Source organism: Halobacillus alkaliphilus, assembly GCF_900113125.1.
Lineage (GTDB): Bacteria > Bacillota > Bacilli > Bacillales > Halobacillaceae > Halobacillus > Halobacillus alkaliphilus.
Map to the genome: position 1 here is coordinate 1 of NZ_FOOG01000043.1, position 13,274 is coordinate 13,274.

Consider the following 13,274-nt stretch of genomic DNA (forward strand, 5'->3'; position numbering starts at 1 on the left):
AAGAAAAATAATCACGGGTGTATTTTCTTTATTCAAGCTGAACGATGCGAGATAGTCTGTTATATAAGCATTTCAGGCAGGTTAAGGAGGAGAGGACACTCTCTTTCCGAAGGGTCCGTTCTTCCTAATAAAGTTGGGCTGGTGGGGAAATGGCGAGACTCCCATGGGAGAAGGAATTAGGTGAGATCCCGCAGAGAGTGAAACGAGCGAGGAAGCTCACCGTTCCCCCATAGGAAAGCGAGTTATTTCCCCACCAGCCCTCTTCCACATAGAGTAACGGACCCAATTTATCTCGAAACTGAGTCTTCCACACTTTGGCCCTATTGTTGAATAAGTGTGAGTCATTATTGATGTTGATCAGAGTTTAGTAAAAGACATCGCACTCAAAGTTTCGTTATAGACGTTTTACCGCTTCAGCTATTGATTCGGCGTGTGTGATGGCTGAAACAACTGCTACCCCAGCAGCTCCTGCTTCTATAACCGATGAGGCATTTTCCGTATTAATCCCTCCGATACCGACAATCGGTAAATCCCGATACGCCTCTCTCAGCTGCTTAATCCAGACGATTCCAACCACAGGCTTGGCGTCTTCCTTCGTACTCGTTTGAAAGACAGGACCAGCTCCAAGGTAGTCGACCTTTTCTAGCGAACTTTTGGCTATTTCCTGCTCTGTTGAAACTGATAGACCGAGGATTTTGTCTGGAAACTGAGACCTTATAACTTCCACACTAATATCTTCCTGTCCTACATGAACCCCGTCTGCCTCCAGCGGTTCAACCATATCCAAGTCATCATTGACTATGAAGAGGATCCCTTTGTCCCGGCAAAGACCTCTAAGTTTTCTGCCAAGCTCAAGCTTAGCTTCTCCTTCAAGTGATCCTCTTCCCTTTTCTCTATATTGAAAAGCGGTTATCCCTGCCTGGATGGCCTCATCCAGGACCTCTGCAGGGTCTCTGTCTGTGTCCTGGCTGCCCATCACCAAATACTTTCTTAACTGCTCAGATAATGTCATTGATCATTTCTCCTCAGTTGTTCAGGGTCCATAGCCAATGCATCGAGAAAACGAGGAGCAAACGTTCCTGGTCCCTGTACTTCATGTTGGGAGGCTGCATGTTCAGCCGCCGCTCCGAAAAATTCCAGAGCTGTATGGATCTTGGTTACATTTGAACCAGTTACAGACATGCATGCAGAAAGAATCGATCCAAGAAGGCATCCAGTCCCTGTCACCTTCGCTAAAAGAGGGTGTCCTGTTGAATTAGACCGGGTTTTGGCCCCATCAGAAACTACATCAATTTTTCCTGTGACAACAGCGGTCGTCTTATAAGTTTGTGCTACTCTTTCAGCAATTGATTTCTCGTTCCCTGGACCGGTCGATTCTACCCCTTTTGTCTCTATTTCTTCTCCTATTAAATGGGCAAGCTCTCCGGCATTCCCTTTAATTACGGCAGGTTTAACACTTTCTAAAATGGTTTGAATACTTTCCGAGCGGAATTTATTGGCAGGTGCTCCAACAGGATCCACTACCACAGGCACCCCTGCCTCATTAGCTGCCTGGCCAGCTATAATCATGGCACTTACCTGGTTTTCTGTTAATGTCCCTATGTTAAGAAGTACACCGTCAGAAAAACGCGATACGTCCTTAACCTCTTCTTTGGCATGGGCCATGATGGGTGAACCACCAAAAGCAAGTAAACCGTTCGCGCTGAAGTTCATGACCACCTCGTTTGTAATATGATGAATAAGTGGCTGCTTTTGCCGTACTTCCTTAATGATATTTACATCCATTTGTTAGAAACCTCCTCACGAGCAGCGAAATGATTGGTCGGACCGCTGCCATGTCCAAGATCGAAGGAATGCCGAATGGCTTCTGTAACAAAATGTTTAGCTTGTTTTACAGCTTCCGGTAACGAGTATCCCCGCGCCAGGTAAGCAGTAATCGCTGCTGAGTACGTACATCCGGTCCCATGAGTGTTTTTTGTCTGAATACGTTCTGATTCGAAGGTATAGATCTCATTTCCATCAAATAAATAATCGACGGCTGTTCCTTTCTTATGCCCGCCTTTGACTAAGGCTGCACCTGCCCCGAAGTTCTTAACGATAGCTTCAGCCGCTTCTTTCATGTCTTTCTCCGTTTTAATTCTTTTTCCGGTTATCTCTTCCGCTTCCGGGATGTTAGGGGTTACTAAAGACGTTAAAGGTAGCAGCTGATTTCGTAATACTTCCCGGGACTCTTCCTCACTTAAAGAATCACCACTTTGTGCAATCATAACGGGATCCATTACATAATAAGCATCGATCTTCGGGATCCAGTCAGCTATTACGTTCATCATATCTTTTTGAGCGACCATTCCTGTTTTCAGGGCATGAACCGGCATATCCTCAGAAATCGACTGAAGTTGTTTTTCTAGGAATCCAAGAGGCAAGTGGTGAACATCCTTTACTCCCGTTGTATTTTGAGCAACAGCAGATGTGATCACAGCCATCCCGTAGCACTTTAATTCTTGGAATGTCTTTAAATCCGCCTGGATACCTGCACCTCCGCTTGGATCTGTACCTGCAATAGTCAATGCGCATGGAACGTGTTTCATTTAGCCTCCACCGCCTTTCCTTCAGGCCATTCTTCACATGTATAAGCCATTTCCCAAAAAGCCAACTCCAATTGGCAGCTTTTTCGAAAAGCATCTCTAATACGATTGAGTTCTTTTTCCGAAGCCTGTTCAGCTAAATGATCCAGGCGGCTTCGTAAATGATCCGTCAGAATTTGCATCTCGCTTTCGGCATAGAATTTTATCCAGGGATAAAAAGGGTGATCTTTGTCAGGCTCATACTCCTCCATCAAATACCTCCCTATCTCTAAGTAGGTCCAAGGACAAGGAAGCAGTGCGGCAATAATTTCACCAAGTCCTCCCATTTGAGCATGGTACATCATATGCTTCACATAATGGTCAGCCGTTGGAGGGAGCGGGTAACCTTGAAGGTCCTCGTACCGAATACCAATATACTCGCACAAATTATGATGGGGATGTACTTCACTATGAAGGACAAAATTGACCTGTTCGTTAAAATATTGAATATCTTCACGTTCCGTTGACTTGGAAATTGCAATTCCATAAATGTGCATAAACGCGTTCAAATACTCGTAATCTGCTTTTATATAGTGAGCTATAGACTCTGAAGGAAGACGACCCTTTCCAATTCCTTCAACAAATGAATGATGAAAAATTCTTTCGAAGATATCGTGGTTTTCTTGTCTTAACTGTTCTGTAAATGACATGAAAATGCCTCCTGGTTTATTCGGAAGCTACTAGGCAGGGAAGGGGGGGTGGCTGCTTACTACTTCCCTCCGCTGGCATGATCCAGATCAGGTGTTAAGGGACCAAGGAATTTATTTCCTTATCTCAGCGAACACTCGCGCCCCTAGTAGTTTCCGTGTATTATGGTTGTAAGATATATTTTTCCAATTTAACTCTTGAAACGATGATCCATCCTATCATGGCACCTGATATACTGCTTACTAAGAAGGATGGAAGAAATACCAAAGCTCCAGACGAGCTGCCCATTAGTATATTGGCATAAGGAACAGCAAATAAGGCACCAATAACTCCTGTACCAAGCACTTCACCGGCAACTGCTGCCATTTTATTCTGAAACCATTTATATAGAACACCCGCAAGAAATGCACCGATCATTCCTCCAGGAAATGCGAGCAGTGTACCTAATCCGAGGAGGAGACGTAATAGACCGATCATAAAAGCTATGGTTACAGCCGGTAAAGGACCAAGCGTTACAGCTGCCATCACGTTTACCGCATGCTGGACTGGGTAAGCCTTTGCTACTCCTGCTGGAAACCAGAGCAGCTGGGCACCAAGTGTTCCAATCGCAACAAATGCAGCCATAGTCGTTAGTAATCTTGTTTTGTTCATTTCTGTCCTCCCTTCCGTAGGGGAAAAATAAAAAAGTCAGATCCTGGGAAGGACCTGACTTAAAAGGGTAATGTCTAATAAAAATAGTAGACTACTTCCCTCCGCTGGTGTTAACCAGATCAGGTTCTTAAGAGTCGGAATGCTTCATTGCTTTCCTCTCAGCCTATTCAGGCTCCCCTAGTAGTTATAATCATAGATTCACTTGGTTGTTTTATACTATAACAAAGTTAATGATAGATGTCATGGAAAATTATTCAAAAAATTAATAGAAAGGCAGGCAAGTTTATGAAAGCTTTAGCATGCTTGTTTATCATAACTATGATTCTGACAGGGTGTGGATCTGCACCAACTTCAAATTCGGATAACCCGTCCCAAGAATCACCCGAACAAGAAAATCCGGCTCCTCCTGAAATTACCGGATATGTTATGGATCAGAAAAAGGACCAAATTCTAGTGGTGGCTCCTTTGGAACCTGATTCAGAAAGTAACCCGAAGGCTATGTGGGTCTCCGAGGCTCCTAAGGGCCGCTGGGTAGGTAAACAAGTAGAAGTGTGGGTGAAAAATGGAGTCCGCGAATCCTTCCCCTCTCAGGCTGAAGCTGAGCAGGTGACAGTGCTCGAAATGAGCCAAGTAGAGGGCGCAGATCTGGAAGCTTCCGAGGCTCTGTCTAAAGCGCTAATGGAGATCCCTGGCGATAAACTATTAGCCGTAAAGCTGATTTTATACCTTGAGGAAGAAGATAAATGGGAGGTTCAACTAACAAGGATTGATTCTAGTAATGAGGATTTAGAAACAATGATTGCTGATCGATAACAAATAAAATGAGCAGCTCCTCTGTAAAAGGAGCGCTCATTTTTCAATTTTCTTCAACATCCATAAACGTACACTGAGTTCCAGGAGGAAAAGATCATCTGCATCCAATAAAGAAAGCCCTGTTAGTTGTTCAATATTCCTTAAGCGATGCAGCAATGACTGGCGATGAAGGTTTAAGGCACGTGCCGTCTGGCTTACATTACTATTGTATTTGTTATAAACAATGAACGTATGAATTAAATCCGTCTGTCTTCGTTGATCATATTCGATTAGTTTTTCCAAGGTATTCTGGACAATAAACTCAATTTCCTTTTCGTGTGATAGGGCCATTAACAAGCGATTCATTCGTGTATCACTGAAAAAAGTGCGGTCACCATCTTCATGTTTCTGGCGCCCGATATTTAATGCGGTAGCGGCTTCTTCATAGCTCTGGTGGAAGTTGTACAGGCCATCTTTATGGCAGGAGACTCCCCAGGAAATCGTAATACCAGCAAGTAACTCATGAAGGCGCCGCTCTACAAGATCAAGAAATTGATTGGCTGTCTCCGGGTATGTCTTGGCATCTGCTTCTATATAAACAATGACTTCCCCTTCATCAAACGTGGTCATCGTCTGACGCTTCAGCACATCGCCCGCATGTGTCACTTCCTTTTGAATATAGTAGTTCCGGCTGTGCATCGAGGAAGATTGGACCGAGTGCTCCTCTGAGCCTACAGGACCATCAATCTGCTTTTTAAATCGAATATCCCCTACTAGACAGACATAAGGTTTATCTAAATCGTAGCCAAGGAGATGAGCTTTTGCCAACAGCGACTTATCGATATCGATTTCGGTTTTGGCAAGTTCAAGCAGAAAGTTATCCTTCAAGCGGATTTCGGTCATTTCGATTGCGTTTTCTTTCACAAAATATAGAGCGCAAGCCGTTAACGTATGCTCTAAAATTGATAAATCCACCCATGACAATTCATGGTCCTCCTCTGGCTTAAATAGCAGATATCCTTGCTTTTTATAATTCGAAAGGATCGTCAGCTGATAGCAAAAATGCGGACCTATTTCATATTTTTCAATGTAATGGACTAATGGATGATCACTAAAAGGCTCTGGAGAAACGAGTTGAAACGCTTCGCTTTCTTTTCCATTCAGTACGTCCAGAAAGTAACGGTCGAATTGCTGATTAGCTCTGATTTGTTTATTATGATCACTGATAGCCGCAGGAATATGAGTATTATCGTAAAGAATCGTAGTGATTTCCTGCAATCCTTTGCCGTTCAATACACAATTAATCAATTCCTGGCGGATGGCTTCGGCTCGCTGCTGTCCGGTCTGCTTTTCTTCACTTATTAAACGAAGAACATCATGCAGAATATCCCCGAATCTGACCTCCCATGGAATTTCCATAATCATAAAATTGTGTTCCTCTGCTATTTTCAGAATGCGGTCCGGTATTTTGTAAAGATATCGTCCTGTAGCAAAAGCAAGAGCTGAAGCATCTGCACGAATAACATCCTTCACGTATTCCTCAAGTGCCGTTATATCTTCCCCACATCCCACCCCGGTACTCAGCACAAATTCATTATTTCTCACAAAATTTTCAACGGGGGTCTCGATTACGGATATCCATTGTACGGGCTTATCTGTGATCTTAGTTAACACTTTGGCTTGTTCAAAAATAGGTAACCGCAGCACATTTTCCACTGAAACTCCCATTCGCTTCACTCCTGCCCTATTGATTCTTAATTAAGTGATCGATGGTGTATTGGTCAATGTTGTTTCCGCTGACCACCAGTACGATATGGTTACCCTTAGCACTCTTTTCGTTAAGCAGCCAGCCAATCCCTGCTGCAGCAGCGCCTTCCACCGCCATTTTGTGATGGTTCAGCATGAATAAAATTCCGTTACCAATCGATGCTTCAGAAACCAACTTTGCTTCGTCTAAAAAAGTTTGTGTTAAAGGAAACGTGTACTCATTATTAGGACCAAGACCGCCAAGCAGACTATCTGCAAGCGTGTCTTCTTCTTTGAGGATAACCGGCTTGCCTTTTAGCAGACTCTCATACATAACCGCTGACTTTTCCATTGAGACCCCGGTGATTTGAATGGCAGGATCAATACTCTTTAAAGAAACACCAATACCCGATAATAATCCTCCCCCCGATAAAGGGATAATCGCCTGATCAACCTCCGGACACTGCTCCATAATTTCAAGTCCAATGGTCCCTTGACCTGCGATCACTTCCTGATCATCAAAAGGCTTGATAACAGTCATACCGGCTTCTCTCTGAAGCTCATAGCAGCGGGCTTCAGCATCATCCTGACTTTCCCCGACCACCTCTACCTCAGCTCCCAGACGCTTCAAACGATCGACTTTTGCCGCGGGTACACGATTAGATATACATACAACACATGGAATGTTAGATTTTCCCGCCACATAGGAGACAGCGATTCCATGGTTTCCCGTAGAAAAAGTAGCGACCCCTTTTTCTTTTTCCTCCGGTGTCAGAGAGAGGATTTTGTTCGCAGCCCCCCTCAGCTTAAATGATCCGGTGGGATGAAGATGCTCCAGCTTTAAATAAACATGTGCGCCCGCATGATGGGAGAGGTGCTCAGAATAAATTAAAGGCGTTGGACCATCAACTACCTCTTTAATGCGTTTCTTTGCTTTCCAGACTTCTCTAAACGGCAATAATGGATGCTCCACCAGCCCGTCCCCCTTTTTTTACTATATGAGACAACCGTTCTGACTTTTCTGATATTTTTGTTGTACTTCTTATTATAGTTGATAGTACGCTTCTTATAAAAGAGTCTGTCAGGAAAAAACAATTTTCCTCTTTTTTTGATTAAATCTCCGAGGTCCTTGCTACAGATAAGCTCCCGGTACCGTAAGGCTCAGTTTCATGTTAAATGGGCTCGTTATGTTAATCGGGAATAGGGTTGGTGGGGAAATAACTCGCTTTCCTGTGGCCCTACACGAAGTAGGGTCGATCGACGTTGCGTCGTTCAGGGCTGCGGAAAGCGAGTCATCCCCCGCAGGACCTTCTCGGTGAATCAATATCTCGAAGCTGAGTCTTCAACCATCAGGCCTATTGTTGAGTAAGCTTCTAATAAAACTACTCCCGGTCAAAAAAATAACCTGGAGAAAAACCAGTTGGTTTCTTTCCAGGCTGAGAAGATTAGAATAATTTCTAAGCTACTTTACAAATTTATTAAGGACTTACTTTATGGTTTAAATATACACCCTCTAAGCAGTAGCCCATTTCCCTACGGTCTGAAGCATGTTTTCTCCAGGGAAATGCTTTTTGAATATTCGATAGTAAAAAGCTTCCTGCTTCGAGCGGATTTCTACAGGAGCAGTCTCTTGAAGACGAATCAATTCATCATCTGTGATGCTTTCTTCCGCATGCGCATCCAGTAGATCCAGCGCTCCGCTTCCTTCAGAGAATTCTGCTTTCTTTCTCCAGAGAACTTCATCAGGGAGCACGCCATCAAATGATTTTCGGAGCAGCCATTTTTCCATTCGGTCTTTCTTATGAATCTTAAGACCAGCCGGAATTTTCAGGGCATTCTCTACCACTTCCATATCAAGAAACGGAACTCGAAGTTCAAGCGAATGCGCCATGCTCATTCTGTCCGCACGCTGCAGGTTAACATGATGAAGCGTATTTAGGATCCGGATGATTTCTTTATTAAGCGATCTTGTATCCTGAAACCTCTCCATGTAGGCGTAACCGGCGAACAGTTCATCAGCACCTTCACCTGAAAGGATTACTTTCACATGTTCTGATGCTAATTTTGATACGAAATAATTCGGAATCGCACTTCTGACTAAGGAAGGTTCATAAGACTCTAAATGGTAGATTACATCCTCTACAGCCGCTACCAGTTCCTCCTGCGTATAAATATATTCATAATGATCTGTTCCAATTGCTTCGGCCACTTTTCGTGCATTGATTACATCCGCACTGCCTTCCACTCCAACACAAAAAGATTTAAGCGGGAGTTGCCCCTTATGGTATCGTTTAGCTATCGCGGCTATTAAACTGCTGTCCAGACCACCGCTCAGCAGAACACCAACCTCTACATCGGCAAGTAAACGCTTCTCCACAGCTTTCTCCATCGTTTCACGAATCGATTGGTTGACCCGGTCCAGTGACTCTTCATTAAACATACTTTTTGGAGCTTGCACATGTCTATAACATACAAAACCTTCTTCAGGAGTGAAGTAATGGCCATGCGGAAACTCTTCAGGTTGATGAACGAAACGTTCAATAGCCTTCAGCTCAGAAGAAAATACATACTGGCCGCCCTGGTCTAATCCGTAATATAAAGGTTTTATCCCTAATGGATCACGGGCTACAATAAAGCTATCATTACGTTCATCCGCAATAAAAAAAGCAAACATTCCATCAAGCTGATCAATGGCTTTTGCACCTTGTGATTCGATCAGTTTTAAAGCCGCTTCACTATCTGACCGAGTCAGAAAGCTGGTCTTACTTTCCAACTCTGATTTTATAGATTCAAAATTGTAAATTTCTCCATTACAGACGATCCATTGATCTTTTTCGGCGTTGTGAATGGGTTGAATACCATCCTCCAGTCCTATAATCGAGAGGCGCCGGTGCCCTAAATGGACGCGGTCGGTTACAACTGATTTCCCTTCATCCGGACCACGGTGATGAAGTAACTGCAGTACTTCCTCCATTTGGCTATTCTCGATTTCTCCCATTGATACAAATATCCCACACATTAGACAGATCCTCCTCAATAAATATCGTTCCTGTCAGTAGTCTTACAACAGGCTACGCCCATTTCCAATTTTATTCAAACCTTAAATACCTCCAAATTCCTGAAAAAAAGCCGGCTTCCTATGATCAGAAGTACTGCAGCAAAAGACACAGGAAATCTTTACTTTTTGAAATAAAATAAAGCCCCCAGCTTCATAAAAGCCGGAGGCAGATCACTTAATTCTTTTTACTTAACGATTCTTCAATGACTCGTCTAAGCATTTGGGTGTCATGGACAGACTCAATGCTTGCTTGCAAAATACGTTCTATTGGGAGCACAGACCAATCAAGATCGAAATTCGCTTCTAAGGCAAGACAGCGAATAAACTCACGGAGTGCGCGGCCATTCCCTTCCCGAAAAGGATGGAGTACATTTAACTCAGCCATGTAATAGGCAAGATAACCAGCTAACCTTTCCCGCTCCATATGTTCCCAGTCTTCCTTTGCTAATGCTTCAAACAGCGGGCCGGCCGCTTCTTTAATAAAGCGTGCTTGAGCAAATGAAAACCCATCTTTGGTTATATTTTCGGTCCTTATTTCCCCGGCAAATGGATACAAATCTCCAAATAGATACTTATGAATCTTTTGCAAATGACGCAAATCAAAATGACCCTGGGCAGGAAATGCCTGCAGTTCAGCCAAACGCTGGGTGGAAAGAATAGTCTCCATTCTCTGTAATTGATTGTCATCCATAATATCATAATGGTTAATCAGAACCGTAGAATCCCGGTAGTAATATCGGGAAGACCCACTACCGTATCGGGAGTTAGGCATGACGTGAAAGTTCCAAAGCCCTCTTAATAAATTCCTTATGAGTTATGGCACCGGTTAAACATTTCTTCACAAGCCTCTCTTGCTTTTGGCTTAGACGCAGCCCTTCGACAGCCAATGATGCTTTAGCTGGACGCATCAAAATTTCTGCCTCTTCCTCTGTACGCATATTCATTAACAAACCCTCCGCCCCATAATCATTCTACTATATATTATACTACAATTCGGAGATTAAATACAGTTGAAACGAGCGACAAAATCCTATTATGACGCCTTTTATGAGGTTTTCTTCTTTGAACCTGCACTGGACTTTCGCTTTGTTGTCTTTTTCTTAGTCCCACCTTTTGTTTTCTCCAAAGATTTCTCTAAAGCTTCCATCAAATCAGTTACATTATCAGGTTTCGGTTTATCCGCAGCTGTGGTAATCTCTTCATTGTTTCTTTTTGCTTCAATTAAATCAAGCAGAGCTGTGCGGTATTCATCCTTATACTTTTCCGGGTCAAACTCTGCTGTAAGTTGATCGATTAACGTCACTGCTGTACTTACCTCTTTTTTGCTTAGTTCCGTTTCTTCTGGAACGTTAGGGACATCTTTAGATTGTCGGACTTCGTCTGGAAAGTGGATAGTCTCCATAATCAGCGTATTTTTGTAAACGCGAACGATCGCAAGCTGCTCTTTAGAACGTATAATGATCTTTGCGACACCGATTTTGCCTGTGTCTGTTAGGGCTTTTCTTAACAATCCATAGGCTTTGCTTCCACCTTCGTTCGGTGACATATAGTAGCTTCTTTCAAAATAAATGGGATCAATTTCTTCAAGTTTTACAAAGTCCAAAATCTCTACTGCTTTATCTTCCTGTTCCTTTTTTAACGTCTCCAGATCTTCCGCATCTAAGACCACGAATTTGTTCTTAGCGTATTCATAAGCTTTTACAATTTCCTGACTTTCTACTTCCCTTTCACAAACAGGGCACCTTTTTTTATATTCAATCGGTGATTTACATTCTTCATGAAGCTGTCTGAGCTTAATGTCCTTGTTCTCGGTTGCTGCATGAAGTTTAATTGGAATATTAACCAGTCCGAAGCTAATCGTGCCTTTCCACATTGTATGCATAGAGCCCACTCCTTTTTCCATAGCTTTCTCGAATGTAGGAAAAATATGTTTAAAAGCGAAGGGATAACTCAAACTAATGGAAACAATGAGGAGGTATAAATATGGTCAAACCCATGCTGTTGACGCTAACGGACTCTCTCCCTGCAAGTAATGAGTGGATGTATGAAGTGAAATATGATGGATTTCGCGTACTCTTACATGCGGGCGAAGGTAACATTACGCTAACAAGTCGAAATGGCAAGGACTTTACTTCTCAGTTTCCAGAAATAAGCCAGTTAAAAATCGAGTCTGGTCTCTCACCTTTTACGCTGGATGGAGAACTCGTAATCTTAAACACCCCTTATCAAGCTTGCTTTTCTGCCCTTCAGCAAAGAGGAAGGTTACGAAATGCAGATAAAATACAACTGTCGGCCAGGCAGAGACCTGCCGTCTTTATGGCGTTTGACTACCTGGATGATAAGAAGGCTTCCTACACAGAAAGGAAGAAGATTCTTGAAAAAATTCTTAAGAACCTCCGTCATCCGTGCATACAGGCAGTCGAGTCGTTTCCTGACCTAAAGGAGGTTGAAGGTCTTGTTCATCTTCATCGCGGAGAAGGAATCATTGCGAAAAGGAAAACAAGCCGCTATGAAGCAGGTGTAAGATCTAAACATTGGCTTAAAGCCAAGCAATGGAGAGCTGCTTCCGGTTTTCTTACAAGTTATGACCAATCGAACGGATACTACCAGCTTCATTTGGAAGAAGAAAATAACGGTCTTTATCCTCTGGGGCGCTTTAAACATGGCATGACAGCTGAAGAAGATGATACTTTACGAAATTTTTTCAAAGAGAAAGGAACTAAAAAAAAGCAGGTGTGGGAGCTCGAGCCAAGTGTATGTGTTGATATTCATTGTTTAAATGCGGAAAAAGGAGAGATGAGAGAGCCTGCATTTCACCGGTTCCGGTTTGATCTGTCTCCATACGATTGTACTTTACAAAAGCTGAAATGGGATTTATCTCTCTTTCCTGAAGAAGTAGAAGCCACCAATCTTACAAAAGAATTATGGAGCGGCCTGTCCAAAATGGACTATTTAGTCTATATGAGAATGGTTGCACCCTATTTTCTGCGGTTTCTTCTAGATAAGAAAATAACATTAATTCGCTACCCGGACGGAATTAATCAGGAATCTTTCTATCAAAAGCACTATCCTGATCATGCGCCGGATTATCTGGATGTCTTTGAAGAAGCAGGAGAACAGTATATTCTCTGTCAAAACTTGTCCTCCTTAATGTGGATCGCCAACCAGGGGGCTCTTGAGCTGCACATTCCTTTTCAAAAAGCAGGAGCTACCTTCCCTGATGAAATTGTCATTGACCTGGATCCTCCAGACCAAAACCATTTTCACTTGGCCGTTTCAGCAGCCAGCTTGTTAAAACCTCTTATGGACAAGCTAAACATTATAAGTTTCATAAAGACTTCCGGAAATAAAGGAATCCAAGTCCATATTCCTATCCCAGAAGGTTCTCTGAGTTATGAAGAAACCAGGAAGCTGACCGAAACCTTTGCACGGCTGCTTGTGAAACAAGAACCAGATCTTTTTACAATTGAACGTCTCAAAAAGAAAAGGGGAAATCGTCTTTATATAGACTATGTACAGCATGCAGAAGGGAAAACAATAATAGCTCCTTACTCTGCTCGAGCGACCAAAGAAGCAACAGTTGCCGCCCCTCTGTATTGGGAGGAAGTAAATAAGAACCTTGATCCCAGGTCGTTTACAATTACCAATGTAGTGGAGCGCCTTGAGCGAATGGGCTGTCCTTTTTCTAATTATGAAAAAGCAAGATACGAGCAGCCAATTGATCAACTGAGAAGTGTCATAAGAGATAAATAATC

Annotated in this window: 13 protein-coding genes and 2 riboswitches; of the genes, 2 read left to right on the forward strand and 11 right to left on the reverse strand. The window is 43.0% G+C overall.

Going from position 1 to position 13,274, the window contains the following annotated elements; translation table 11 throughout:
* Nucleotides 1-394 precede the first annotated feature (394 nt).
* From thiE to thiW, 5 genes are all read right to left on the reverse strand, one after another.
* The gene (thiE, locus tag BMZ06_RS17130) at nucleotides 395-1,012 is read right to left on the reverse strand and encodes a thiamine phosphate synthase (protein ID WP_089753896.1); all 618 of its coding nucleotides are present in this window, start codon (nucleotides 1,010-1,012) and stop codon (nucleotides 395-397) included.
* On the reverse strand, nucleotides 1,009-1,785 hold the full coding sequence (gene thiM / locus BMZ06_RS17135; RefSeq protein WP_089753898.1) for a hydroxyethylthiazole kinase: 777 nt from the start codon (nucleotides 1,783-1,785) through the stop codon (nucleotides 1,009-1,011). Before thiM ends, thiE begins: the two co-directional genes overlap by 4 nt.
* Nucleotides 1,776-2,588: a bifunctional hydroxymethylpyrimidine kinase/phosphomethylpyrimidine kinase gene (thiD, locus tag BMZ06_RS17140; RefSeq protein WP_089753900.1), complete on the reverse strand. Its 813-nt coding sequence runs from the start codon at nucleotides 2,586-2,588 to the stop codon at nucleotides 1,776-1,778. The genes thiM and thiD overlap by 10 nt, the downstream gene beginning before the upstream one ends.
* On the reverse strand, nucleotides 2,585-3,274 hold the full coding sequence (tenA, locus tag BMZ06_RS17145) for a thiaminase II (RefSeq protein WP_089753902.1): 690 nt from the start codon (nucleotides 3,272-3,274) through the stop codon (nucleotides 2,585-2,587). The genes thiD and tenA overlap by 4 nt, the downstream gene beginning before the upstream one ends.
* A gap of 47 nt (nucleotides 3,275-3,321) precedes the next feature.
* Nucleotides 3,322-3,429: riboswitch (TPP riboswitch) on the reverse strand.
* A gap of 5 nt (nucleotides 3,430-3,434) precedes the next feature.
* Nucleotides 3,435-3,923 (reverse strand): energy coupling factor transporter S component ThiW, encoded by a 489-nt coding sequence (gene thiW / locus BMZ06_RS17150; protein WP_089753904.1) that lies wholly within the window; start codon nucleotides 3,921-3,923, stop codon nucleotides 3,435-3,437.
* Nucleotides 3,924-4,002: 79 nt separating this feature from the next.
* A riboswitch (TPP riboswitch) is annotated at nucleotides 4,003-4,112 on the reverse strand.
* Between the two features lie 96 nt (nucleotides 4,113-4,208).
* On the opposite strand from thiW, the gene BMZ06_RS17155 reads away from it, so the two are divergent.
* Nucleotides 4,209-4,736 carry a DUF3221 domain-containing protein gene (locus BMZ06_RS17155; protein WP_139205850.1) on the forward strand — a complete coding sequence of 176 codons (528 nt, stop codon included), beginning with the start codon at nucleotides 4,209-4,211 and terminating at the stop codon, nucleotides 4,734-4,736.
* Nucleotides 4,737-4,772: 36 nt separating this feature from the next.
* Here BMZ06_RS17155 and BMZ06_RS17160 read toward each other — a convergent pair whose 3' ends face one another.
* The 6 genes from BMZ06_RS17160 to ku all read right to left on the reverse strand — a co-directional run bounded on the left by BMZ06_RS17160 (nucleotide 4,773) and on the right by ku (nucleotide 11,401).
* The gene (locus tag BMZ06_RS17160) at nucleotides 4,773-6,443 is read right to left on the reverse strand and encodes a PucR family transcriptional regulator (protein WP_089753909.1); all 1,671 of its coding nucleotides are present in this window, start codon (nucleotides 6,441-6,443) and stop codon (nucleotides 4,773-4,775) included.
* Nucleotides 6,444-6,459: 16 nt separating this feature from the next.
* Nucleotides 6,460-7,434, reverse strand: coding sequence for a pyridoxal-phosphate dependent enzyme (locus tag BMZ06_RS17165; RefSeq protein ID WP_089753911.1), 975 nt, complete (start codon nucleotides 7,432-7,434; stop codon nucleotides 6,460-6,462).
* Nucleotides 7,435-7,974: 540 nt separating this feature from the next.
* Entirely contained in the window at nucleotides 7,975-9,480 is a 1,506-nt protein-coding gene (gene asnB / locus BMZ06_RS17170; RefSeq protein WP_089753914.1) for an asparagine synthase B, read from the reverse strand.
* A 214-nt stretch (nucleotides 9,481-9,694) separates the two neighbouring features.
* A complete protein-coding gene (locus BMZ06_RS17175) occupies nucleotides 9,695-10,291 on the reverse strand; it encodes a Fic/DOC family protein (RefSeq protein WP_089753916.1) in 597 nt (198 codons plus the stop codon).
* Nucleotides 10,284-10,463, reverse strand: coding sequence for a hypothetical protein (locus BMZ06_RS17180; RefSeq protein WP_175477920.1), 180 nt, complete (start codon nucleotides 10,461-10,463; stop codon nucleotides 10,284-10,286). The genes BMZ06_RS17175 and BMZ06_RS17180 overlap by 8 nt, the downstream gene beginning before the upstream one ends.
* A 101-nt stretch (nucleotides 10,464-10,564) precedes the next feature.
* The gene (ku, locus tag BMZ06_RS17185) at nucleotides 10,565-11,401 is read right to left on the reverse strand and encodes a non-homologous end joining protein Ku (protein WP_089753920.1); all 837 of its coding nucleotides are present in this window, start codon (nucleotides 11,399-11,401) and stop codon (nucleotides 10,565-10,567) included.
* Between the two features lie 101 nt (nucleotides 11,402-11,502).
* On the opposite strand from ku, the gene ligD reads away from it, so the two are divergent.
* On the forward strand, nucleotides 11,503-13,272 hold the full coding sequence (ligD, locus tag BMZ06_RS17190; RefSeq protein WP_089753922.1) for a DNA ligase D: 1,770 nt from the start codon (nucleotides 11,503-11,505) through the stop codon (nucleotides 13,270-13,272).
* Nucleotides 13,273-13,274 lie beyond the last annotated feature (2 nt).